Source organism: Vibrio sp. 10N.222.47.A9 (assembly GCF_963872585.1).
Classification (GTDB): Bacteria; Pseudomonadota; Gammaproteobacteria; order Enterobacterales; family Vibrionaceae; genus Vibrio; species Vibrio splendidus.
Genome location: NZ_CAWNBB010000056.1, coordinates 35,757 through 61,308, shown reverse-complemented (window position 1 = coordinate 61,308; position 25,552 = coordinate 35,757). Strand labels below are relative to the sequence as shown.

The window sequence follows — 25,552 nt, the reverse complement described above, 5'->3', positions numbered from 1 at the left end:
AGCCTGCACTTATTGATGACTGCGAGGATATCTGGACTAAATAGTACAGTAGCCCCAGTAATTAACCTCACTGCTATTTGTGTTTTTTGAACAGTTTGTTTTTTAACCAAACCACAGGCAAGAATATAAGAAACCATAGCTTTTTCCCGAAGGCGAGTAAGAGAGCTCCAATAGCTAATCCACCTTTACCTGCAACCTTCCCTGTGATCAATTTGTACATCAAAGCACCAGCTCCAAAAGCTGCAACCGTATCAGTCTCTGGAACAAAGTCTTTATAGGTATGGCCTTTTTTATACTTTAGCTGCTCTAGAGTCGGCGCTAAGTTATCTTCCGCTGATATAAATTGCTCTTGAGATCCTACCCAAGTGATTTGACTATAACCTTCTCTAGATAATTTCAATGCTCTTGCATTAACTATTTTCTCATTATCACTACTGTGCGCTCTTATAGCATAATACATCGTTGCTTCTTTCTTGTTTAATGTTGGTTTCTCTGCCCATCCATCAATAAAGAGAAGCGCGCCTTTCCTATGCTTATTATCATCCTCTGTACTATCGATAAGCTCTTGAAGTAAATCATTGCTATCAATACTTTCTTCCCAATCATCCATTTTTATAAAGCCAGGTCTGCTTTCTGTTATAATAAATCTGCTTAAATCTTGGTTTAAAAGAACTGCATTTGGAGAGCTAGGAACTCCATTAATTTCTTCTTCTAAAATTGCTGCGTCATCACCTCTAACCAAAGACTGCTCAGTCATAACTAGGATCGTTGCGTCTTGATTTGGTACGTCATATATACCTTCATATTCCCAGTTAAGGTTATCGAGTGGATTGGCAAATACCGAGCTTGCAATTAACACTAATCCAATGGCCATGTATTTCATGTTTTCTCACTTAAATGCATATTATTTTTGTGCAATTTACCAGCTAAATACTTTAGTTATGTTGATAAAGATCTAAATGTAAGATATTGATGTATATGTCAATTGTATATGATTGGTAGGCTATACCGACATAGAGCCAGAAAGGTTTAGTACAGTACTTATCACCTTGAGTAATAACTGGAAGTACTTTAAAACTAATACTTGAACTTGCTGTTAAATATTCACATCAGAGACTTAGGGGCATAAGCGATTCAGTCGGAGTTGAATGTTCGGCAAATAAAATGCATCAAGTGAACCCGACACAACGAACTGAAGATAGAAGAAACTGCCTAGTTCTTATCAAAATCGCCACCTGTAACAACAGTGCCTTTTCATATTTTGAGATACTAAAAGTTATTCAGGCGCGGCTAAATTGGGAGAGTCATTGACACGTCTTTGTCCAATAGTGTGTGAGCGCCGTTAATTACGATGACTAGAATGCTCGATTCTCGCAATACTTGAAATAATAACAGATAAACAAAGCTTGACCTCAATACTAAGTATATGGTCATTTGAAGGCTCATTAGTTCATATCTTTTGTCGAAGTAGAACTCAAAATCACACTGACATCTCTACCGATGGGCTTGTAAATTTCATGGGGTTTCAGATTAGTTAGTTGTTTGGCGATCTTTTAGGATGACGTTTAATGCATCAGTAGCTAATTCAGCATCACGTAATTGTCTTGTTCTAACAATATGCTTTAATACTCTGCCATTCAGATCAGTTAATGATACTACGTACCATTGTTTAAATTTTCGCTTCCAACTTAATAACTTTACTTCTTCTATTTGATTGTAGTAAATGCATTCACCGACATTTCTTGTTGTTGTATTACTTGAAGCAATTACAACTGCATTACTATTACCAAAACTTGTACCAGTACCTACTGACTTTGACACAGTACCGAAGTTCCAACCGATATAATGTTCAGTCATAACAAAGTAATCTGGTTTCCAGTTACGGTGCTGTGTCATAACCATCTGCTCTACAACTACATATGCCTGTTCTAATGACATATCTTTTGGTTGATAAGCCATTGGTACTGTTCCGCACCCTGATAAAGTCGCCACTAATAGTAAACTCAATAGGTAACGCATTATTGTACTCCAAGTGTATTTGATTGAGGCATTCTCATATCCTTAATTATGCCATCTTTCAAACGCTTATAAAGTGGTTTAAGTAATAGTGAGCTTAGTGAATTGGACATTTAGCCACAGGATTGGAGTGGGTAAGTAAAACTGGGAATTTAAATCAATAGCGCTTATCCGAAGTCTCATTTTCCGCTGGAAACCGAAACACGTCTTCGTCAAATTCCGTGCTAGCAGGTACCAGGATATTCCGTGATTGTTAAGTTCGTTGAAGGGATAAAGCCTTCAAGTCAACCTAAGTATGTTTGAAAATGTGATTAAAAAGGCTGAATCAATAAACTGATCAGCCTTTATCGATTTATTCCATTAAAGGTAACGGCTTCTTAGGTGGTCTTTGAAGTATTGCGCATTCAAGGTTTCACCGGTTGCGCCTTTCACCAAGTCATCGGTGTTAAGCAGGCTGCCTTTACTCCAAATATTCGATTCTAACCAAGTGAAGATAGGTGATAGGTCGCCACTTTCAATCACAGCGTTCACATCGACAGTTTTCTTCATTGAAGCCATGAACTGAGCCGCGTACATCGCACCTAGTGTGTAAGATGGGAAATAACCAAATGCGCCGTCTGTCCAGTGGATATCTTGCATACAGCCGTTAGTGAAATTGCCTTGAGTGCTTAATCCAAGGTATGACTGCATCTTAGTATTCCATAGTTCTGGCACATCGGTGTGCTTGATCTTACCGTTGATCAAGTCACGTTCAATTTCGTAGCGCAAGATAACGTGTGCAGGGTAGGTAAGCTCATCAGCGTCAACACGGATGAAGTCTTTCTTCACGCGAGTGTAGATCTTCTGGAAGTTCTCTTTCTCAAACTCTGAACCTGAGAATTGCTGCCCCGCCAAGTTTGCTAAGTGTCCGATGAATGGGTCGCTGCGGCCAACTTGCATCTCGAAGAACAAAGATTGAGATTCGTGGATGCCCATAGAGCGCGCTTCGCCCGCCGGTTGTCCTGCTAGGTGCTTTGGTAAGCCTTGTTCGTAACGTGCGTGTCCTGTTTCATGCACAATACCCATTAAGCTTTGAACGAATTCCGCTTCGTCGTATCGGGTTGTGATGCGCACGTCTGAAGGTACGCCGCCACAGAATGGGTGAACACTTTCATCCAATCGGCCGTGTTCGAAGTCGAACTGAAGTAGCTTCATGACTTCTAAGCCAAGTGCTTTCTGTTTCTCGGTCGAATAGATCCCAGATGGCGCATTAAATTGCTCGCTCGACTGTTTTTCGATCACTTCGTCAATCAGGTTTGGTAGCCAAGTTTTAACGTCTGCAAACAAGGTATCAAGCGAAGCAGAGCTGGTGCCCGGTTCATAGATATCCAGCATCGCATCATAAGGCGTTAGGTTCGCTGCGTCGGCGCGGATCTGCGCTTCTTCACGAGATAGCTCAACCACTTCACGCCAGTTCTTTTCGAATCCAACCCAGTCGTTGTTACCACGTTGGCTTCGCCATGCATGTTCACATTTTGAACCCGCTAGAGATTTCGCTTCAACCAGTTTTTCTGGAAGTAGGTTAGCTTGTTGCCATTGGCGTTTAATTTCACGCAGAGACGATTGTTGCTCGCCATTTAGCGCTTCGTTTTCAGCATCTGTAATCCAATCGCCAAGCTGTGGTTGCGTCATCAACCCGTGAATATGAACCGAAAGTTCGGCCATCGCTTCACTACGAGCTTGGTTACCACCGGCAGGCATCATGGAAGCTTGGTCCCAACCACAAATAGAGGCTAGGTGTTGAAAGCGTGAACATTTTTGAGAGTGCTCGACTAGTTTTTTGAATGCGCTCATTTGACTACTCTTAATTTGGTTTCTTTAAATGATCCCTAGGACAGCGTCAGCTTTAAGGTTCATCTCTCATGTACTTTGATTATGGCTCCGCTTCTTAATGACGCTGACCTTCGGAGTTGAAGATATAGCGATAAAAGCATGAGGCAGTACGATGCCTAGAATTTACTATTTCTTAACAAATCAAACTGTTCCATTGTGCACAAAATCAGTGACTTGTATAGCAGATGGCAATTGTTGCTTGCGAATTGTTCAGATAAGCGGTATTGATGATAGATCGCTGAACAACAATGACAATAATATGGATATTTTGAACTTTGAGGCATTTCTAATTGCCATCACTATTTTAACGCTAACGCCGGGCTTAGATACAGCTTTGGTGATTCGCAACACGAGCCGCTCGGGTTTATCTGACGGTGTAATGACCAGCTTTGGTATTTGTAGCGGCCTCTATGTACACGCCTTTTTCTCTGCTGTGGGTATTTCTGCAATTCTTGCCCAGTCTGCTGAACTCTTTCAAGCCGTTAAGATGGTAGGTGCAGTTTACCTCATCTGGCTTGGCTTAAGCAGTTTACGAGCGTTGATGAAAAACGGTGGTGGTTTGAAGGTCGGTGAACAAGCTCAGCAAGCATACAGTGCAAAACGTTCTTTGCGTGAAGGCTTCTTGTCTAACGTTCTTAACCCCAAAACAGCGGTTTTCTATTTGGCCTTTTTACCTCAATTTGTAAACCCTGAAGGTTCGCCTTTATTACAATCTATGTTGATGGCTTCGGTCCACTTTATGATTGCGATGGTGTGGCAATGCGGCTTGGCTGGGGCACTTAACTCCGCTAAAAACTTACTCAAGAACGCGAGTTTTATGAAGTGGATGGAAGGTGTGACGGGCATGGTGCTGGTGGGGCTGGGTGTTAAGCTTCTGATGGAAGAGCCAGTATAACCTGAACCGTTTTGGGTATAGGTTATTGAGAGTCGTCCTAAAGGCTCTACACAATTGAATTAAAAAGAAGAAAGCCCACGTCAGGTTTGTATATAAACACTGCCGTGGGCTTTTTTGTTACTGGTAAATAGAGTGTTAGATGTGAGCCACTGCGTTATTCAACAACGCTAATGTTCATCTCAGCACCTTCAAAACCTAAGTCACTCAACTCATCTGCATTAAAGTTGGTGGTAACTTCGATATCGCCAATACGCTCAGTGGTTTCGTTGACTGAATCAACGCTTCTTTTGCTTCGAACACTGTTAGTAATTGGTGTCGCTTGGCCAATCTCAATGGTGCCTGCAAATTGAGATTCAGCGTTGAAATCACCGGATACGTAGGAGTGGAATGGGCGTAAGCTTCCTCCAGTCGCGTACTGCATGCTTGATAAACCGGCTTCTTTGATCGCCCAGCCCCAGTCCCACCATTTCGTTTCTCCTGGAATGTATCTGTGATCCCATTGGTAGCGAATATCGGCTGATTCATTGCTGCTGCGGCCCATAGTGAAGGTGTGAGCTTTGTAAGGGCGGTTGTCTGGATGGCTGTGCCATGCGTTACCACCCCAACGTAGGAAGCCGTTAAACTCAACATCGTAACTGATGTCGGCGTTGAATCGGTACGGATAAGAAATGGTTGAACGATATAGCTCAACTCGAATCGGCAGCTCTGAATTTGCTGGAACCATAGGACGAGCTTGAAGTGTGACTTGCTCGCTCGTGGAGTTACCATTGGTTTCAGCGAAGCTCTGATTCGCTTCTAATTTAATCGTTAGCTTAGTCTCGCCAACCAGAGGCCATTTGAATGTATTCTCTGTTTGAACACTTTCGGAGAACCCGTAGCTATTCGTTTTCGACCAATTTGTAGACTCATCGACTTTTAGGTCGACAACGACTTGCTGCGCGATGTCGCTTCTGTTTCTCGCGGTTGCGTAAACCGTTTTAACCAGTTCACGATCGGACTCGACGACATCGCCGTGCCAAAAGTTATTGTCATTAACGGTGTAGGTGAAGTTGTCGACGGTGATCTTAGTCTTTTCGTTACAGCGATAACCATCACAAGAACCACTGTTGTTACCTTGTATTATCCAAGAGTCACCCGAGCGTTTAATCGTCATGTCTTCGCCAACATACTGACTGTTGTTACCGCCAACCCATGCATAACCTAGGTTGTGAGCTAGATAGCTAAGAGGGCGTACAAAATCATTGCGGTTGTTCACTAAGTCATATTCAACGTCTATCTCGCTGCCTTCTGTGACGGCTTTAGCAGAGTAATTTGGTATTTCAGATTGGTCATTGTTCGGATAACAGAACGTCGACCCGCTGTTTGATTGTTTAATTTCGCCATGATAACCAGGCCCCATGATTACCCAGTTTCCTTTTAACCCGGTAATCTGCCAAGTGCCCATACGAGCGACCAAAGCACTCTTCTGCTCTTCGGCTTCATAACGGTCTAAAGGACGATAACCAGAGCGACATACATCTTCACCAAGTTGGTCAAACACTATTTGGTCTGGGTACACCTTTGCGTTTACACCGGTTGATAGAACAGACAACACTGCGGTTGCTAAGAGACTTCTGTTTATACTAATCATTAACAATTCCCTCGTTTGTAATTTTTCTATTTTGATAATGTTTTGTGTGCCGTGTAGTTAACAAGACAAGTTCACTTTTTCATGTTGATAAATAGATAGATACTGAAAAGGCTTGAATTAATTTACCCTTTGAATTCATCGAGTTGTATTGTTGAATGTGTTTATATGGTGAAAGTGTATGCAACTTAAAGGAAATTATTTGATGGGGCTCAAACCGTTTTTAGAAAAATAGAGTGTTATTATTTGGGCATAAACGTCAAAACGCTTTGATGTTATTTCGTTACGCTTGATGTGAATGGTTAAGTAGAAAGTTAGACATAACCATTCACAATTTTCGTAACTTTAAGGCGGGTATTTAGCCATAAGGAGTCTAAATCTAGATTGGATACCTTGATGTGCGACCTTTTTTAACACTGAAACATTTTAAGTCAGGATAAAATCGTCGTTGTATTACTGATAGAAGAATAAAAATAACCATCCGTTTTCTATGTGTAACATCGACAAGGATCATCATTTGATAATAATGTAGCGGTTACTGGTGGCCAAACTGTTCCTAATTATCGCTTAGCCAGAAGTTGTGTTCGGCCTGTATTACACGTTTTTATTATGGCAAATAAATCATTTGAACTTAAGATATCAATCTTTACCGTTAATGGGTCATTGTTGATTAAAAGATAAGGCGACAATAGGCTGTCATTCATTGTTTTATTTATTTTTTGTACAGAGACTAAGTCGATGGTGCCAGATATAGAAAAGAAAAATGATTGAGAAGGGTTAGCTTTTCCTTTGAATCTCAGGACTATCGGGTTGGGCATGTTGTCATCCTGGACTGACATAAGGTGCAGGACTTCGTTGTTACTTATTTTTGTTAATCCATCGGTACGTAATACATTGTCATCCACTATGAAGTCCACCACGCTATGTTGATAGCGATGCTCTTCTTTTGGTTGGGGCGAAGGGACATTCCATATACCAATTAATAAAGCGAATGCGGAAATGAGTGCAACGAATGGCATCATAGCTGGCCTCTCTCTAAGAATAGCGCCAGTTCGGTGCTGGCTTGATCCAATTGTGTTGACGTGTAAAAGATATTGACAGACTGGCGTGTTGCTTTGTTGAGTACGGAGAGTTCTGAATAGCCGGGCTCTTCGCTAACGTACGCCACACAATCACATTGATACTGATAGAGGATGCTTTCTAGCTCAGGAGTCATCGCCATTTCAGGATCTTGGAAAACTTGTACTTGACCAATCCACTGCTCGTTGAGTCGATTAACAGGGTTGATATCACTGAGGTTTCTCTCATTAACTTTAGCAAAAGCCAATAACGCGGATGCCAGTAGCAAACATCCAGTAGTGAAGTAACACAGTCTATTTCGGTATGAGCCGACTTGATGATAAACAGGTGTTGTCTGTTTAGATTTAGATTCATGGCTACTTGCAAGAGAGAGCGCAATACTGCTTTGACCTTGTGAACTGTCATGACCTAGTGAACTGGTATGACCTAGTGATATGTGGTCGCTCACTGGAGTGAGAGGAATAGTGGCTCCGCTTTGTGGTTGAGATTCGATCAAGACACAACCATCAATAAGGCGGTAACCAACCTTTGGCACAGTCACGATTGGCGTCTCTTTGATACCGAGCTTAACGAATCCTTGGCGAAGCAAGCTGATACATTTCGCTAGTGACGTATCACCAATGAATTCGCTTCCCCATGCGAAACTAATAATATCTTGTTTACGCACAATTTCGGGCGATTTTTTAAGTAATAACTCTAAAACGCGAGTCTCACGATATCCTATTTTAATAGAACGTTCGTCGTTATAAATACGGTTTTTAATTGGGTCAAATCTGATCATATAGCCAACATTTTATTTTTATTATAATTCTCTCAAGAGTGTAGATGACTATAAACTGACTCATATGTGAATTAAAGTCACATATTTTATTATGGTGTCTTTTTGTGTGGTTGGAACAAAATGTTTCTTATTCGTTTATGATAAAAATGACGCTATTTAGACACAATCTGTTAAATATAAGTAACATCTAATTAAGCGTTGGTTTTATTAGTGGCCTTTTTATTAGTCTTTGCATTATTTTAATTAGAACAGTCGCCGAATAAATATCTTATTATATTTGTGGGTATATAGGACAAGTAATAATGTAGTCACTTTAAGTGTTGAATCAATAAAAAAGCCCGCATTTATTGCGGGCTTTGTATTCAATCAATTCAAGTTATGCTTTAACGGCTTCACAATCATTTGAAGAAGTTAAAGGTTTGAAGAATAGCTTTGTTTCTTCGATGACAACGTGGCGTAACAAGATAAGACCGATTAGGTTAGGAATAGCCATTAGGCCGTTCACGATATCTGCCATCAGCCAGATCATGTCGAGCTTTAGGAATGCACCAGAAGCAACCAACGCAATGAAGATGATTTTGTAAGGCAGTACAGCTTTGGTACCTAGTAAGAAAACAACACAGCGCTCACCATAGTAGTTCCAGCCTAAAATCGTTGTAAACGCAAAGAAGATTAAGCCAATCGAAACTAACATTGGACCTAAAGTATCGGCGTTTAAACCCACAGCGAATGCATGAGTGGTCATCGCTGCACCAGAGAGGTCGGTTTGCCAAGCACCCGTTAAGATTAGCGCCAAGCCTGTCATCGTACAGATGATGATAGTGTCAAAGAAGGTACCTGTCATCGAGATAAGGCCTTGCTTCACACACGAGTCCGTTTTAGCCGCGGCTGCTGCCATAGGCGCGCTACCAAGACCAGATTCGTTCGAGAATACACCACGAGCGATACCTGATTGGATAGCAAGCATGATGCTTGCACCAAAGAAACCACCGGTTGCAGCGGTGTTGGTAAACGCAGAGGTAACCACAAGGGTAATGGCATTCAGTAGTTGGTCGGCATTTGAAACCAGCACGCTCAAACACGCGACGATGTACATAATTGCCATGGTTGGAACCACTTTTCCTGCCACCTTCGCGATAGATTGAATACCACCAAGGGTTACAACTGCCACCAATATCGTAAGAACGACAGCAGACATCTCACGAGAAGCACCAAATGAAATTTGAGTTGCGTCTAAGATAGCGTTGACTTGTGGGAAGGTACCAATACCGAAGCAGGCAACACCTAACGCGAAGACAGCGAACATTACCGCTAAGATTCGTGAGCCGACACCGTATTGCAGGTAGTACATTGGGCCGCCAACCATTTCGCCATTGCTATCGGTTCTACGGTATTTAACGGCAAGTAGACATTCTGCGTATTTGGTCGCCATACCAAATACAGCGGCAAGCCACATCCAGAATAGGGCACCAGGGCCACCAATCTTGATTGCGGTCGCTACACCTACGATATTACCTGTACCAATAGTTGCGGAAAGTGCAGTACACAAAGCGGCAAAGCTTGATACGTCACCCTTGCCGGATTTGTCTTTGGTGAACACCATTTTCAGCGCGGTTGGGAGGTGTCTAAACTGGAGTAAGCCTAAGCGAAAAGTAAAGTAGATCCCCGTTCCCACTAGCAGAATAAGCAGCGGTGGTCCCCAAACGAATTGGTTGATGGTTTGAAGTGTAGCTTGTAGATGGTTCATAGTTTCCCCTTAATAAATTAAAAATTTAAGGAGAAGAGGGAAGGCAGTGCAGATCACAGGGATCGATAGCACTACTTAATACATACGGATTTCTAGATAGAATTCTTTTGTTAATTAAGGCTGTTGCTTTCCACTCCTCTGTCCTTTTGCCTGAGAGTTTCACTTAGCGAATCACTTATAGATAAGTAACGGGCACTAAGCTTGCTCCTTCGGCGACCGCTTGCTACAAAAAAGTAGTACGGTTCTCTCCAGAGGTTCCTCCAACGACAGTCCTCACTTTTCTGGATTTCTCCAGCACAAAGCGCCTGAAAGATTTACTTCTTCGGCGGGTTTATCTAACTAAATGTTAATATTTAGTTAAAAACCACTCTCCTGCAGTCTTCATCGGAACAATTACCTAAATAGTTAGGTAATCTGTAGGCGTATCCTAGATCATATAAAATGTGATGTCAGCTACAAAATATCTGTTTGCTCAAATGTTGTTCAACTAAATGATCAAACAACGAGTCTCTGACGTAACTTGCTTATTTAAATGGTATAAAATAGAGAAACAAGGAGGAGTTATGACTCGATTAATAGCGATTGTTTTTTTATTGGCTTTGGCATTTGTGCTGTTTCGTTACCGGACAAACGAAAAACTGCAAAAATGGGTAGTGATTGTTATCGTTAGCAGCTTCCTTTTGTATACTGCCAGCCTGATGATTTCGGAGTTAACTCGTTAAACCTGTCTGTGAGCAGATAGGATAAACGTGTTGGCAAAGCTCAAGTGCTTCTGGCTTGGGCAATAGGTTTAACTGAGCTTAAAGTATCAGTATCAGTATCAGTATCAGTATCAGTATCAGTATCAGTGACCGTGTAACGTTAAACAAATTTTTGGGAGTACCCGCTAGTGAACCAGCAATCTGGACAAAGCGAACAAGATGAAGTGGTTGTTATTGAAGAACGCGATAAGCGCAGTCAGCTTTATATCGGCATTGCTGCGGTTATAGGTTTGGCGTTAGGTGGCTTGATCGGTTCTACAATCACGGCTTCGAAGTGGGAGTCCACTTATCAGGTACTCGAAACTCGTTATCAAGAACTGCATGACAGCAAAACACAGTTGATGACATCCGTTGAAACTAAAGTGGCAAAAGTCGATACCGAAATCGATGCAAAAGTAGAAGCCGCTCTAGTAAAACAAACAGAAGAACATCAAAAAGAACTCCAAGACCTAGCGAAGCAGTCTTCGGTTTTAGAGAAAGCGAACTACTCGTTAGAGCAGCAGCTAAACGAACAGAAGCAAACGTTAGAGCAAACTCAGCAAGACAACCAGAAACTTAATCGTCAGGCTGACATGCAATCGACCTTGTTTGAGCGTTCGCGTGAAGTTTTCCGAAAAGAATTACAGATCTCTCAAGAACTTGAAAAGCTTGAGAAAGAAAAAAATGAACTTGAGCAGAACCTTGGTTCTCTAAAGAAAGCGTGCGACGTTTTCTTAGATGGCACATCATGGGATGCTAAATCTGACGCGTGTGAGAAGCAGGATAACGCCAACTCTCGTCTGAGTGATATCAGACAAATGATTGAAGTCCACACCATGGATCTTAAGCAGATCAAAACGCTCACTGAAGAAATGGGTCTATAAGCCACAGGCTTTAATCAACCCAAAGATAGTTTACGGTAAATATTGAAACGCCCACATCACACACGTGATGTGGGCGTTTTGCGTTCTCTCGGGAGCATAGATCCGGTGCTTTCTCATTATTGATTATTTGAGTGTTTTCATTGTTTGCTTAGATATTTGTGACTAGTTACGTATATCCACAGCGATATGTTACTTGTTGTCTATTAAATGACTTTGCATACATATTTTCAGATCAGAGTCGCTGCATAATAGTGTTGTTCAGGATGAACACGCAGTCGATTGCTAGCTCGCATTTGGCTGCTTTGACGACAAGGGATGAAGTGATGCCAGAGTATCTTTGTGAGAACTGCACCATAGCTTATTGTTTCGATGATTGTTGTTCGCCATTAGCGCAAAAAGATATGATCGAAGTAGAAGAATTAGTTCATCGTTTCGACGTTGAACACGATGATGAAAAGAGTGAGCAGGACATTGAGGATAGCAACTCGCCTAATCATTCAGGCATAAAAAATCCCCACAAGCAAAGCTAGTAGGGATTTGGATAAGTTGCAGTCCTGTTCTCGCTTTCTCAAGCAAAGGGTCTTACAAAAATTTTTAGAACAGTCTCGTTTATTAGAACTGTATCGTTATGAGACCTAAATTAGTTATTAGATCAACATCATTCCACTAAACGTTATTTATCGTAAGTTTTGATTTCACCTGATTTCACACGAGCAACAAATGATTGCAGTTCTTTCTTCACAACAGGCATTAGGAAGTACAGACCAAGAATGTTGAAGATAGACATCGCAAAGATAGCCGCATCAGAGAAGTCGATTACCGCGCCAAACTGAATCGTCGCACCAATAACAACAAACACACAGAACATCACTTTAAAAATCAGTTCCGTTGTTTTGCCTTCACCAAATAGGTAAGTCCAAGCCTTAAGACCGTAGTACGACCAAGAAATCATCGTCGAGAACGCAAACATGATTACCGCGAGAGCAAGTGTGTATTTAAATACTTCTGCCGTTTCAGTAAATGATGCAGCAGTAAGCGTTACACCCGTTAAACCTGTTCCATCATATGGGCCTACGTTTAAGCCAGCGATAGTGATGACCAATGCCGTCATTGTACAAATGATTACCGTATCAACGAATGGTTCTAGTAGTGATACAAGACCTTCAGTGATTGGTTCTTTTGTTTTAACTGCTGAGTGAGCAATTGCTGCTGAACCTACACCTGCTTCATTTGAGAATGTTGCACGTTTTAGACCTTGGATTAGGGCACCAATAAATCCACCAACCACGCCTTCACCAGTAAATGCACCTGTAAAGATTGCACTGAACGCAGGGCCAACTTGATCAAGATTAGAACCGATAACAATCAGAGCCATACCGATGTACAGAGCAGCCATCCAAGGAACAACTTTTTCTGTTACGGACGCAATAGAAGGCATACCGCCAACGATAACGGAAAACACTAAGGTAGCGAGTACAAGTCCTGTGATGACACCGTATTCACTTGGTACATCGAATGCGTAAGTTAACATGGCATGTGCTTGGTTAGCTTGGAACATGTTACCGCCGCCCAACGCACCCAAAATACACATTAACGCAAAACCAATTGCAAGGGCTTTACCTAGTCCACCGAGTCCTCTTTCGCTCAGACCTTGGCTTAGGTAGTACATTGGACCACCCGAAACGACACCTGAAGGTAAGATAGTTCGGTATTTTACACCTAAAGTACACTCACAAAATTTAGACGCCATACCCAGAAGACCACACAAGATCATCCAGAATGTCGCACCAGGGCCACCAATCGCAAGTGCAGCACCAACCCCGGCAATATTACCAAGTCCGACAGTACCAGAAAGCGCGGTTGTTAACGCTTGAAAGTGAGAAACCTCGCCATCCTCTTTGGAGTTAGGGTCGGTATACTTTCCTTTGATAATGTCTATGGCCATGCCAACACGTTTAAATTGAACAAAGCCAAAATAAACAGTAAAGATAATCGCGGCGAGCAATAGCCAGCCAACAATGATTGGGAAGTTTGCTTCACCAAGTGGAACACTTTTAAATATTAATCCAACGAACCAACCTGTGTAGTCATTGAAAAAACCATCAACACTTTGGCTCAAGTTACTGATACTTTGACTAAATGATCCTTCTTCTGCAAATGCACTGGAACTAAACAATAATATAAACCCAAAAAATAATTCACGTAAGTTTTTCATGGTTTTCCCTGTCTTTTTATTAAATTATGTTTGCTGCTGTTGTGTTTGTTTTTTATTTGATTTTTTACATTTCAGTGATTTATCTACTTCATTCGACGGCAACATAAACGGCTGTAGCTAGGTCGAAAAACGAAATAAATATAAGTACTGCTCTTGCTTTGTATGGATATCCTTTTGGTATGTGAACCAATAAGACTATGGTATTCGGCCTACCAAGTCCTACTGATAATCCTATACATAAAAATAATACCCTCAAAGAAATTTTTACAATAAATTTACAATTGTTCGGGTTTTGTCATTGTTTTGGAATAAGTCGATGCTTTTTAGGTTGCAAAAGGCATATGCAGTAGCGGTTATAGCGACGGGCTAAGGTGAAGTATAGTGCGGGATCACAGGGAAGTGGCGAGTTTGAATATTCGATATGTGCTTGTGAAGTGTTTAAACAATTGATAGCTGAAGATGGAATCAGGCCTGAGGGCATTAAAAAGGCCCTTTATCAGAGCCTTTTTAATGGGTTACGATGAGCATGAGCATGAGCATGAGCATGAGCATGAGGCTTAGCGTTTAGAGACTAGAGTTAAACCGAGCCAGTGATACGTTTACTCGACTTGTGGTAAAGCTTAAGTGCTAATAACGAACCCCATAAAGCGACCTGTCCCCATAGCAATGTCCATTGAGACGCTACTTCTTGCCAAGATGCACCCATCTGATTAAGCGCTAAGAAACCTTGGATAGCTGGTGTGCTTGGGAATAACTGTGACAGCAGTACTAACCATTCAGGCATCATTTCAACAGGCCAGATAAAACCTGAAGAGAAAATCAGCGGCATTGAACTGATTAACACCACAACCGTGACTAACTCTCTTCTTGGCACTAGCTCACCAATAAAAATCCCGATCAAACAACTGGCCAATAAGAAGGGCAACAGTAAGGTCAAAATTTGTGTCGTTGAGGCGAGCAAATTTATTCCATACATCGAAAAGCTCGCGCCGAAGTAGTACATCGACAACAAGTAATAAATGCCGACCAAGGTACAACAGCGAGCAAGCATCAGTTTTGCTGGAGAGGTCTTACTCCAATAGCCAAACGTAGATTGAGCGTTTTGGGTTGCCCCAACTAAACCAGAAGCCATGGCTAAGGTTTGTTGCAAGATCAACACAAAGACGGCTGGAACTACGTAATCGATGTATCCCATGCGGCTATTGAACGTTGGTTTTAGGTTCAAGCTGAATGCGCTGTAGCCTTTGGCTGCGGATTCTAAAGGCACTCCTTCGACTAACAAGTGACTGACCTTAACTTGCGCAGCTAACGTGCCACCTGCCTTGGCAAGCCCTTCAACTATGGTTCCGTACACTAAGAAGTAAGAAGCATCGCCAGCGTAAGAAAGCGTCGGGCTCTTACCGAGCAGTAAGTCTTTATAGAAGTTCTCTGGGATGACGAGGAACCCACCGATCTCTTGGTTAAGCACGGCTTGTTTTGCATCAGCGATGCTGGAGTCTCGACGTACCAACTCGATTTGAGAAGTGGCATCCACCATTCGTTCTAATTGGTAGCTGCTTTGACTCTTGTCCAAGTTTACTACCGAAGCTTTAAGCTGTTGAGGAACTTGGTGCGCGTAAGGCAATGGATACAAGAATGAATAGAAGACCACACCACCAAATACCGTAAGAAGTACAACAGGGTTACGCAATACCGCTAAGAATTCTTGCTTGAGCAGTTGAGTAAAGCTCATCGTTTTACTCCTTGTGGTGCTGATGCTTCTGGTTTCTCTTGCTGTGTTGCTTGTGTTGCTTGTGTTGCTTGTGTTGCTTGTGTTGCTTGTGTTGACGATGTTGCTTTTGCAGATAGAGCTGCTTGGGCTGTTAGATCCGTTTGTGCAGACAGAGCCGATTGCGCCAAGTGTTTCTTAATCAACAACATCACCACGAAAGCAGGAATCGCATACCACAACATCGAGGAGAGGCTGATAAGCGATTGTGCCGCGCTCGCGCCATAACTTGATTGTGCTGTTTGTACTTCGATGTAGTGACTCACGGGCAATAAGCTTCTCCAGATTTGCGCTGCAGTGTTCATGTCGGTTACTGGAAAGGTAATGCCCATGAACGCAAAGCTTGGTGCTGTAAAGGCGCCAGCGAAACTCATCGCCCTTGCTGGATCAAGCGTTAAGAAGAAAAACAAACACCCCATGATGATACAACTGATGACGGTAAGCAGTTGGGCGACGGTCAGTGCCACAAAACTGCCGTTAAACGGCCAGTCTAAGAGGACATAGAACCAAAAGCTAAACGCGATACCAAACATCAAGAACAAGACAAGGTAGGGCGTTAATGTTGATGTTAGTGACTTCATCGGGGCGTTGGATAACCAAGCATGAAGACCACGTGCTCTAACGTTCGCCGTCAAAACCAATATCGTGCCCACCACAATCATGATCTGCCATAGCGCTGGAATAACCGCAGACACCAAGAACTGAGCATAACTGGTGTTCTTGTTGAACAATGGCGTGATCTGGCTTTGCACTGTTACTGCTTGGCCTAATGCGGATTGCACCGTGGTATCACCGTGTGATAACTGCTTAACGACCTCAAGTTGCGCGTTAAAAGTCCCCTGAGCCTGCAACAACGCCGAATTCACTAGCTTACCTATCAAGATAAATTGGCTGTTGTAGAACACAGACACTTGCGGATTCAATCCGAGCAGAAGGTCTCGGTCAAAATGCCTTGGTATCACAACATAACCGTAGATATCACGTTCAATCATCGCTTTCGCCGCTTCACTCGCAGAGCTGTATTTCTGAGTGACTTGCAGCGTTGGTGATGCATCAACAAGGCGTGTGAACTGCTGCGAAATTTGACTGTGTTCCAAGTCAACAACCGCAACCGGTAAGTCACGAGCGATCCCTTGCGAAAAAATCAGCCAAATACTGGCAGCAAGAAGCAAAGGTATCCAAGTTAGGCAAGACAACAACCATTTGTCTTTGCGGACAATCGCCCACTGCCTAAGCAAGGTATTCTTCGCTCTATGATGCTCAGTTGATTGCGAGCCTCTAGATTGCGAGGCTGTAGATCGCGAGCCTATCGATCGAAAGTTAGCAGACATACGTCACCTAAAGCTCAACCACAAGGCTCATGCCCATACGCAGTGTTTCGCTAGTATTAACAGGGTGCGCTTCTACTTCAAAAGTACGTAAGTCGAAGCCTTGCGCTGCGTCTGTTGAACGCCAAGTTGCGAAATCACCCATTACGGCAATATGGGTGACTTGGAAAGTTAATGATTTGTCCAGAGCTGGTAGGTATGCCTCAAACTGGCTGCCTTTCTCGAAATGCTTAAGCATATCTTCACGCACATTGAGCACAGCCCATGCATCCTTGGTGTCGATAACAGTCACAACAGGGAAACCTTGTGGTGCGAGCTCACCGCTGCTTAATAGCACCTGAGACACTTCGCCATTAAACCAACTGTGGATCTGCGTGTCTTTTGCGTAAGCTTCAACTTCCGCTACCGCGCCTGCTGCCATTAATGCTTTTTGAGCGGCTGCTACTTTGGTTTCGTCACGAGCGCCTTCTCGTGCTAATTGATACATTTGGAACGCAGCGCTTTCCGTGTACTTCGCTGCTTGCCACTGTGTTTTGGCTTCATCGCGTTTTTGCTCGGCAACGACACCATCGTTGTAAAGGTTATTGACACGTTGATAAGTTTTGTCCATGAGATCGGCTGCTGCTTTTGCCTTCAGCCACTGGTCTTTAGCAGCTTGGATCTGTTGAGTACGGGCACCATTCTCTGCTTGTTTTGCTAATGCGCCAGCCGCTTTTTGACCTGCTTTTGCTTGTTCTAGCTTCGCGTCAATCTCAGGGCTAAGAAGAGAAAAGATCAATTCGCCTTTTTCAACTGAATCGCCTTTACGCACGAATATTTCATCAATTCTGCCAGGTACTTTCGATGAGATACTGTATTGCTGCGCATCGATTTGACCTTGAAGCTTAACCGGCTGAGGTTGGTAAGCTTGGTAGAAACTGTATCCGACCCAGCCAATAACGCCGATACCAACTAAAGATAGAAGAAGGGGCTTAATAGGTTTCATGAATTATCCTTTTGACTGGCTATCGGTGTCTGTTTTTGAGTCGAAGTCAGACGGAACAGAAGAGGTTAAGTAACTCGAGTAAGCATTCATTTCGCTGGTTAGCGCTAATAGCTTGTTCAGAGAGATTAGGTATTTGAATCGCGCAGCAGATTGCTGGGTTTTGATGCTCGCAAGGTAGAGCTCTGCATCAACCACTTCTAGCGAGTTCGAAAGTCCTTGAGTGAAGGCTTTTTTACGGAGTAATAGGTTTTCTTGAGCCAAAGCCAAGCTTGAGTTCAGGCCTTGAACCTCTTCAATTGCTTGGTTCGCTTCAAGGTAAGTCTTCTGTACCAACACGGTTAAGTCTTGCTTAGCTTGCGACTTCAGGAATTGAACCTGTGAGACAGCACTGTGAGCGGCGGCTACTTTGTCTGAACGGCCAGAAGTATCAAGTAGCGGCACATTCACACCAATGCCAACTAACCAATCGGGTTTCATTTCGCTGGCTAGAGAGTCATCTTCATACAGGCTGTAGTCACCGTAAAGGTATACCTCTGGATAGTATTTACCTTTCTCTGCCTTAATTAAGCTGCTTGCTTGTTTCTCTTTTGCATCAAGAATCTTAAGGCCGGGATAGGTCATGAGTGTTTGGTCAATGAACACATCCATATGAGGCAGGTTCTTATTGATAAACAGTTGCTCTGAAGGTTCTACACTTTGGCTCTGACCAAGGATTTGAGTCAGCGCTAATTGAGCAATCTTAAGATCGTTTTGAGCTTTAGTTCGCTCGACAACCGCTTTGTCTAGTGACGCATCCGCTTGCAAGCGTTCTACTCGTGCGATTTGCCCTTGTTGTTCAAGCTTGATGGCGAAATCACGATGCTGAGTTAAGCCAGCTTCAACGGCTTGACGCGTTTTCACTACGTCTTCCGCTAAGATCACCGAGAAGTAATATTTACTTAAGTCTTCGTAGCGAGCTTGTCTTTCCATCAACAGCTGGCTTTGCGCTTCTTCGCTTTTACCTTCAGCTGCATTTTGCGCAGCGGTAATTCGACCACCAGTAAAGATAGGCCAAACCGCGCGAATAGAAGAGCTAAAGATGTCTTGTTCTGTAATCGTTGAGGTAACGCCACCTAATATGGGCTGAAGAATCCCTCCAATAGCCCCCAAATTTGGTACGCCACTCAAACTGTTTGAAAACTGTTCACCATTAATCGTCACGTCACTATCAAGGTGCGTGTAGTTAGCCCCTAAGGTGATAGAAGGCAAGTTGAGGCTACTCGTTGAGTTCTGAAGGTGTTGATAACGTTCAACGTTGGCTTGTTGAGCCGCAAGTGAGTTGTTGTTTTCTTGTAATATTTGCCACGCTTCAGAAAAAGTGAGCGGGGCAGCATAGCCTGGCGAAGCCATAGTGCCGAGAAGCATACTGGCGATCGCAAGGTATCGAAATTTTGGTTTGGTCATCTGCATTAAATACCAATTAGAGTATTAACTCTAATGTTAACAGGGCAATAGTCATTTGTCTTGATTAGATTCTCTCACACTTAGAGAAAGTCTCATAACTCGTTAACCAAGTGTAAATAGGATTGAGTGATGAAGATATCAGAGATAAATGAAACTTAAAAAGCACGCATAAGCGTGCTTTTTAAGTTCAGTATAGAAGCGTTTTTACAAAATGAAGCGGCTTATTTAAAGCCAGGACAATGGTGATCGGCGCGCCACACCAATTGTCTTGAACCTTGCATTGTTTGTAATAAATCTCTGCCCGACATTTGCGGGAACGCTAACAATACCTTGAGATCGAGAGGGGAGGTACCGTCTTTCTCATAGGCTCTTACGTGAGTAAAAGTCGATTGCAAGTGTTTGAACAGCATGGTCTTAGTAAGACAAATTCCAAAATTATCGCGTTTCATTGCCTGGTTTCCTTTTCAACAATGTTTATACGTTATGTTTTTAATCCTGTTTCTATTGGACGTTGCCACTGATCGATACTTCCTGCTCATCAATGTTTTATTATTGGGCGCTGCTTTATCAGGCACCTCTGAGTTGTCATGCTGGCCTATAGTGTAAATAGAGATGTATGAATGAGGTTAGGTTGATAACCTGTTTGTTCAACAATCCTAGCGGCGAGCGTGCAACGTTTCGTTATAGATACGTCCAGTGAGCGAAGAGTTGTTGTCTTTTTGTTAACCGAAATTTCGATTTAAAGCAGAGTCTGAAAATCATGACTTATGGCTTGGCAACAATAAACTTCTTCATATGCAACTATTATAATTGTATTTATTTTAAACAACCTAAAAAACACCTAAAAGCTTAGTGATCCAGCTCAATATTTATTCGTTTATTTTGATTTTTAAGCTAATCCGTTCTAAAAGCGAACGATTGATCGAGGTGAACAATGTAAAGGATTATCAATTAATAATCTGCTCAATTATTTAGTTGAGTAACAGTCACAAATTCGCGTACGTAGAAAGGTCATCTAATTAACTTGGTGTTAACATTGCTCGTCTAACACTAGGGACGGTGGAATATGAAATGGAGTAGTATCAGCTTCCGTAAAAGGCTGCTGATTATCATGACGGTCACTGGTCTTGTTGAACTTTTGATACTTTCAGCGGCTGGTTTTTATTATATCAAACAATCTCAAGAACAAGAGATGGGTTTGAAAGCGTTAGGTGTTGCTGAATTTCTGTCTGAATCGCCACTTGTCACCAGCATTATTCAAGAAAATGGAACGATGGGCCCTAATGGCGCTCCCTACGTTCTGTCTGAAGAAACTCAAGTTAAATTTCGAAACCTTACCCAGCTCATTGGCGCGGCGTTTATCGTTGTGGGAGATGATAAAGGTATCCGCCTGATTCACCCTTATGATGACAGGCTTGGTAAACCAATGCGCGGTGGTGATAACCAAAAAGCATTGGTGTTGGGTGAATCTTATGTGTCGACGGCCAAAGGATCACTTGGCTTCTCTGTCCGTGGGAAATCCGCGGTTAAAGACCCACAAGGCACTGTCATTGGCGTGGTGTCGGTTGGCTACTTGTTGGACTCGTTACAAGACAGAATTGAACCTTATTTAGCCTTTTTGATCGTCATGGCATTGCTGGTGGTTGCGGTCAACGCTTTGATTTCAAGCTATGTGTCTCGTCGCTTTCAACGCGCTATTTTAGGCTTTGAACCCGAAGAGATCGGCCGACTGTATGTCGAGTTAGATGTGACTATGAGTACCGTGAAAGAAGGTATTCTGAGTATCGATAAGCACGGAATTTTACGTTCTATTAATAAGAGTGCCTGCGATATTTTGTCTATCGATAGAGAGTCTGCACTCAACCAACAGCGCCTTTCAGATGTATTGGCCGGCAGTGATTTAGAGCAACTGTTATCCACTGGTGAAACCGACCACGACGTCGAGCTGTACCTGAACAATAAGCGAATCGTTGCCAACCGCAGCCCGATTATAGTGGCAGGTGAGGTGGTCGGGGCGGTATCCAGTTTCCGATTACGAGATGAAATCAACGACTTAACAGACCAGCTCTCACAAACTAAAGAGTATGCAGATCTACTCCGTTCACAAACCCATGAGCATCAAAACAAGCTCAACACCATTAGTGGCTTGATCCAGATGGGCGAGTTGGATTCAGTACAACAGCTGATTGGCCAAGAAACAGCACACTATCAAAGCTTGATCGAGTTCTTGCGTGAAACCGTTAAAGACCCGCTCATTGCAGGCATGCTCTTGGGGAAAACGGAGCGTGCAAGAGAAATAGGTTTAGAGCTCAAAGTCGAAGAAGGCTCAAGGCTTGAAGCATTGCCTAGCTGGCTGAACGCGGATGACGTTGTCACAATTCTTGGCAACCTGATTGATAACGCCTTTGATGCCACCATGACGGCTATTAAGCAAGAGGGTCAAATTACTCCAGCGCGTCGAGTTATTGAAGTTTCAATCAGTGATTTTGGTAATGAAATTATCGTAGAAGTAGAAGACAAAGGGTGTGGTTTGCCGAAAGACTTGGCGACGAAAGCACTCACCGAAAAAGGCGTATCGAGCAAAGCGAAACAGAATCGCGGCGTCGGTTTGTATTTGATAAAGCAACTGGCAGACCGATATCAAGGACAGCTTGAAATGGTCGACAACCACGATTTTGGTACGCGAATGACGGTTTATCTGCCAAAAGAAGCACAATAATAATTAAGCGCGAAGTGATCGAGTAGTGAAGATCATCGTGACGGAAAAAGCATGGTTAAAGGAAGAACATAAATGAGCGCAATCACGAGAGTCATGGTCATTGAAGATGATATTGCGATTGCAGAGCTACACCATCGTTATTTAGAACAGATGGGTGGCTTTGATGTGGTGGGGATTGCGACCACGCAGTCTGAAGCGTTAATGCAATTAGACATATTAAAGCCTGACTTGGTTTTATTGGATGTGTATCTGCCGGATGGATGCGGGCTTGATATTTTGAACCACGTTCGTGGTAGTAATCAGGGTTGTGATGTGATTTTGATTACTGCTGCGCGAGACGTCGATACCTTGCAACAGGCAATGCGCGGTGGAGTCGTGGACTATCTGCTGAAACCTGTGATGTTTCCTCGCTTAGAAGCGGCGCTGAAAAAATATCAATCGCAGCTGCAAGAGTTTGAAAGTGTGTCTGATTTGAACCAAGGTTTGGTCGATAAGATGCTGCAAGCCAACGCGAAAGCGGACTCAGGAAAAGTGTCAACCTTACCCAAAGGGATTGATGGCGTAACGCTTGATAAAATTAGAGCCATTTTTCAACAAGCCGACATTGCTGATATTACAGCAGATGAAGCAGGTGAACGTATTGGAGCAAGCCGAACCACCGCTCGACGCTATTTGGAATTTCTAATCACGACTGGTGAGTTAGTGGCTGACTTAAATTACGGGTCAGTAGGCCGCCCAGAGCGCTGCTACAACAAAGCTAGAAGATAGATTTAGCGACAACAAATCACAAAGACAAACGCGATGCTGTCAAATAAATATAAAGCCAGTTGAATAGGCTGGTTTTGCCTTTCTCTCCATTTCCTATTATTCACTCCACCGACCAGATACCGTTCTTTCTTGACTACAATGTTTGAGAATACCGATTTGCTTCACTCTCGGGCTCGGCGAACTGAGCTATCGATTAGAATTTGTTCGAAATGAGTCAATATTTAATCGATTGCTTTCACAGTGGTTGATGTAAATCAAATACTCATAGACAATACTGTCCCGAATAGAGGTGATAGCTTTCACCCTCGTTTACCAAACGCATTCTCAAGTGTAATAGGCACTCGCTATTGATGTAATAGCCAAGACCTATTATCTATTTTCGTATGTCGCTGATACCTTTGGCGAATACTAAAAACCTTGTTTTTATAGGAAAGATGATGGTAATACCTGAAAACAGCAGCATCGTTATTTTTGGTGCATCGGGAGATCTAACTTACCGCAAGTTAATTCCTGCTTTGTACCACCTGTATGCTAGCAATCAACTACCAAAATCCTTTGCGATTCTTGGAGTGAGCCGTACTGAGTACAGCGATGAGTCTTACCGTGAGAAGCTGAAGAAGTCTCTTCAGGAAATGGAAAAAACTGAGCCAGAGACGCTGAATGCATTTATTGAACATCTGCATTACCAAGCGATCAACACTTCAGATGTAGACGACTACGCTCGTTTAGCACAACGTCTAGACAAGCTTGAGCAAGACTATCAATTCGAAAACCATAACACATTGTTTTACTTGGCAACCCCGCCAAGCCTATACGGTGTGATTCCAGCAAACCTTGCTGCGCATGGCCTGAACGATGAAAAGAACGGCTGGCGTCGTCTGATCATCGAGAAACCATTTGGTTACGACTTAGCATCAGCTCAAGCGTTAGATGAAGAGATCCATCATCACTTCCAAGAACACCAGATCTACCGTATCGACCATTACCTTGGTAAAGAGACGGTTCAAAACCTTCTAGTGCTTCGTTTCTCAAACGCGATGTTTGAACCACTGTGGAACCGTAACTTCATTGAATACGTTGAAATCACAGGTGCTGAGTTCCTTGGCGTTGAAGAGCGTGGCGGATACTACGACGGTTCTGGTGCAGTTCGTGACATGTTCCAAAATCACTTGCTACAAGTATTAGCAATGGTTGGCATGGAACCGCCTGCACAAATCAATGCGGATTCTATTCGTGACGAAGTGGTTAAAGTACTTCAGTGTCTGAAACCACTGGAAGAAGACGACCTGCGTAAAGATTTGGTTCTAGGTCAATACACAGCATCAGACGTTCGTGGTCAGCACTTGCCTGGTTACCGCGAAGAGCATGGTGTCGCAGACGACTCTCGTACTGAAACGTACATTGGTCTTAAAGCACACATCAACAACTGGCGTTGGAATGGTGTTCCTTTCTACGTACGTACGGGTAAACGCTTACCAACACGTGTGACTGAAATCGTGATTCACTTTAAGAACACGCCACACCCAGTGTTTGGTCAAGATGCACCAGAGAATAAGCTGATTATCCGTATCCAACCGGATGAAGGTATTCAGATGAGCTTTGGTTTGAAAGAGCCGGGTGCAGGCTTCAAAGCAAAAGAAGTGAAAATGAACTTCTCTTACTCTGACTTGCCTGAAACTCAAATGCTGACGGCTTATGAGCGTCTTCTTCTTGATGCGCTGAACGGGGATGCGACTCTATTTGCACGTACCGATGCAGTAGAAGCATGTTGGAAGTACGTTCAACCGATCTTAGATCTCAAACAAGACCCTCAAGCACTGTTTGGCTATGCTTGTGGTACTTGGGGCCCGCAAGAAGCCGATGAGCTTCTGCAGCGTGATGGCCGCGCATGGCGTTTCCCATGCAAAAACTTAACAGACACGGATTACTGCGAACTATGATCAATCACAAGATCTTTGCAACGCCTGAATTGGTCGTTGAAAACCTAGCAAATGAAATGAAAGCATACAGCGAGCAGGGCAAACCTGTTCACATTTCATTGTCGGGTGGCAGCACGCCAAAAATGCTTTTCAAGCTTTTAGCTCAAGCACCATACGCAGAAGGTATTCAATGGAATAACCTTCATTTCTGGTGGGGCGACGAACGTTGCGTGGCACCAGACGATGCGGAAAGCAACTTCGGTGAAGCGAATACACTCTTATTTTCGAAACTAAAAGAGTTTACAAACGTAAACCTGCCTGCAGAGAACATCCACCGCATCCGTGGTGAAGATGAGCCTAAAGCAGAAGCAGAACGTTTCGCGAAAGAAATGGCAGATGTGATTCCAACAGAAAACGGCACGCCAGTTTTTGATTGGATTCTGCTAGGTGTTGGCGCAGACGGCCACACAGCTTCACTATTCCCGGGTGCAACTGACTACCAAGATGAGAACCTATCTGTATTAGCTTCTCACCCAGAGTCGGGTCAAATCCGTGTTTCTAAAACGGCGAAAGTTTTAGAAGCAGCAAAACGAATCAGCTACCTAGTACTGGGTGCAGGTAAAGTTGAGATCGTTAAAGAAATTCATACAACTCCTGCTTCAGAACTGCCTTACCCGGCAGCAAAAATCCAGTCTAAAACTGGCGAAACAGAGTGGTTCCTAGATTCAAATGCAGCAAGTGCTATCGCATAAGTGCGAATAGCCG

The 25,552-nt window shown here is 43.1% G+C and carries 21 protein-coding genes and 1 riboswitch; of the genes, 8 read left to right on the top strand and 13 right to left on the bottom strand.

From position 1 onward, the window contains the following. Positions 1-73 precede the first annotated feature (73 nt). From AACT19_RS18410 to AACT19_RS18400, 3 genes are all read right to left on the bottom strand, one after another. Positions 74-883, bottom strand: a complete 810-nt coding sequence (locus tag AACT19_RS18410) for a DUF2167 domain-containing protein (RefSeq protein WP_054542158.1) — start codon at positions 881-883, stop codon at positions 74-76. 647 nt (positions 884-1,530) lie between these two features. Continuing rightward, a complete protein-coding gene (locus AACT19_RS18405; RefSeq protein ID WP_076647975.1) occupies positions 1,531-2,019 on the bottom strand; it encodes a hypothetical protein in 489 nt (162 codons plus the stop codon). Between the two features lie 357 nt (positions 2,020-2,376). Then, positions 2,377-3,849 (bottom strand): carboxypeptidase M32, encoded by a 1,473-nt coding sequence (locus AACT19_RS18400; protein ID WP_076647972.1) that lies wholly within the window; start codon positions 3,847-3,849, stop codon positions 2,377-2,379. 298 nt (positions 3,850-4,147) lie between these two features. On the opposite strand from AACT19_RS18400, the gene AACT19_RS18395 reads away from it, so the two are divergent. Continuing rightward, entirely contained in the window at positions 4,148-4,783 is a 636-nt protein-coding gene (locus AACT19_RS18395) for a LysE family translocator (RefSeq protein ID WP_017077131.1), read from the top strand. Between the two features lie 154 nt (positions 4,784-4,937). On the opposite strand, the gene AACT19_RS18390 is transcribed toward AACT19_RS18395, so the two are convergent. From AACT19_RS18390 to AACT19_RS18375, 4 genes are all read right to left on the bottom strand, one after another. After that, positions 4,938-6,413 carry an aerolysin family beta-barrel pore-forming toxin gene (locus AACT19_RS18390; RefSeq protein WP_065607570.1) on the bottom strand — a complete coding sequence of 492 codons (1,476 nt, stop codon included), beginning with the start codon at positions 6,411-6,413 and terminating at the stop codon, positions 4,938-4,940. A gap of 557 nt (positions 6,414-6,970) precedes the next feature. Further along, positions 6,971-7,432: a hypothetical protein gene (locus tag AACT19_RS18385; RefSeq protein ID WP_076647969.1), complete on the bottom strand. Its 462-nt coding sequence runs from the start codon at positions 7,430-7,432 to the stop codon at positions 6,971-6,973. After that, the gene (locus AACT19_RS18380; protein ID WP_076647967.1) at positions 7,429-8,271 is read right to left on the bottom strand and encodes a winged helix-turn-helix domain-containing protein; all 843 of its coding nucleotides are present in this window, start codon (positions 8,269-8,271) and stop codon (positions 7,429-7,431) included. The genes AACT19_RS18385 and AACT19_RS18380 overlap by 4 nt, the downstream gene beginning before the upstream one ends. Positions 8,272-8,647: 376 nt before the next feature. Then, a complete protein-coding gene (locus tag AACT19_RS18375; RefSeq protein ID WP_076647964.1) occupies positions 8,648-10,018 on the bottom strand; it encodes an alanine/glycine:cation symporter family protein in 1,371 nt (456 codons plus the stop codon). A gap of 128 nt (positions 10,019-10,146) precedes the next feature. Next, positions 10,147-10,280, bottom strand: a riboswitch (glycine riboswitch). A gap of 301 nt (positions 10,281-10,581) precedes the next feature. Here AACT19_RS18375 and AACT19_RS18370 point away from each other — a divergent pair. From AACT19_RS18370 to AACT19_RS18360, 3 genes are all read left to right on the top strand, one after another. Then, positions 10,582-10,740, top strand: coding sequence for a hypothetical protein (locus tag AACT19_RS18370; RefSeq protein WP_004733573.1), 159 nt, complete (start codon positions 10,582-10,584; stop codon positions 10,738-10,740). Positions 10,741-10,907: 167 nt separating this feature from the next. Then, positions 10,908-11,642, top strand: a complete 735-nt coding sequence (locus AACT19_RS18365) for a chromosome segregation ATPase (protein ID WP_004733574.1) — start codon at positions 10,908-10,910, stop codon at positions 11,640-11,642. A 263-nt stretch (positions 11,643-11,905) separates the two neighbouring features. Beyond that, positions 11,906-12,172, top strand: coding sequence for a hypothetical protein (locus AACT19_RS18360; RefSeq protein WP_242658965.1), 267 nt, complete (start codon positions 11,906-11,908; stop codon positions 12,170-12,172). Positions 12,173-12,315: 143 nt separating this feature from the next. On the opposite strand, the gene AACT19_RS18355 is transcribed toward AACT19_RS18360, so the two are convergent. The 6 genes from AACT19_RS18355 to AACT19_RS18330 form a co-directional block, all read right to left on the bottom strand. Beyond that, positions 12,316-13,857 carry an alanine/glycine:cation symporter family protein gene (locus tag AACT19_RS18355; protein WP_004733576.1) on the bottom strand — a complete coding sequence of 514 codons (1,542 nt, stop codon included), beginning with the start codon at positions 13,855-13,857 and terminating at the stop codon, positions 12,316-12,318. Between the two features lie 577 nt (positions 13,858-14,434). Continuing rightward, positions 14,435-15,589: an ABC transporter permease gene (locus tag AACT19_RS18350; protein WP_076647962.1), complete on the bottom strand. Its 1,155-nt coding sequence runs from the start codon at positions 15,587-15,589 to the stop codon at positions 14,435-14,437. Continuing rightward, positions 15,586-16,956, bottom strand: a complete 1,371-nt coding sequence (locus AACT19_RS18345; protein WP_076647959.1) for an ABC transporter permease — start codon at positions 16,954-16,956, stop codon at positions 15,586-15,588. The genes AACT19_RS18350 and AACT19_RS18345 overlap by 4 nt, the downstream gene beginning before the upstream one ends. A 7-nt stretch (positions 16,957-16,963) precedes the next feature. Next, a complete protein-coding gene (locus AACT19_RS18340) occupies positions 16,964-17,938 on the bottom strand; it encodes an HlyD family secretion protein (protein WP_004733580.1) in 975 nt (324 codons plus the stop codon). Between the two features lie 3 nt (positions 17,939-17,941). Continuing rightward, the gene (locus tag AACT19_RS18335; RefSeq protein ID WP_017093984.1) at positions 17,942-19,387 is read right to left on the bottom strand and encodes a TolC family protein; all 1,446 of its coding nucleotides are present in this window, start codon (positions 19,385-19,387) and stop codon (positions 17,942-17,944) included. Positions 19,388-19,602: 215 nt separating this feature from the next. After that, positions 19,603-19,830 (bottom strand): hypothetical protein, encoded by a 228-nt coding sequence (locus tag AACT19_RS18330; RefSeq protein WP_004733582.1) that lies wholly within the window; start codon positions 19,828-19,830, stop codon positions 19,603-19,605. A 617-nt stretch (positions 19,831-20,447) separates the two neighbouring features. On the opposite strand from AACT19_RS18330, the gene AACT19_RS18325 reads away from it, so the two are divergent. From AACT19_RS18325 to pgl, 4 genes are all read left to right on the top strand, one after another. After that, positions 20,448-22,100, top strand: a complete 1,653-nt coding sequence (locus AACT19_RS18325; protein ID WP_017093985.1) for an ATP-binding protein — start codon at positions 20,448-20,450, stop codon at positions 22,098-22,100. A gap of 72 nt (positions 22,101-22,172) precedes the next feature. Further along, a complete protein-coding gene (locus AACT19_RS18320) occupies positions 22,173-22,868 on the top strand; it encodes a response regulator (protein ID WP_004733584.1) in 696 nt (231 codons plus the stop codon). 437 nt (positions 22,869-23,305) lie between these two features. Then, positions 23,306-24,808, top strand: a complete 1,503-nt coding sequence (gene zwf / locus AACT19_RS18315) for a glucose-6-phosphate dehydrogenase (protein ID WP_004733585.1) — start codon at positions 23,306-23,308, stop codon at positions 24,806-24,808. Next, complete coding sequence (gene pgl, locus AACT19_RS18310) at positions 24,805-25,539, top strand: 6-phosphogluconolactonase (protein ID WP_076647956.1); 735 nt, start codon at positions 24,805-24,807, stop codon at positions 25,537-25,539. The genes zwf and pgl overlap by 4 nt, the downstream gene beginning before the upstream one ends. The last annotated feature ends 13 nt before the right edge of the window (positions 25,540-25,552 follow it).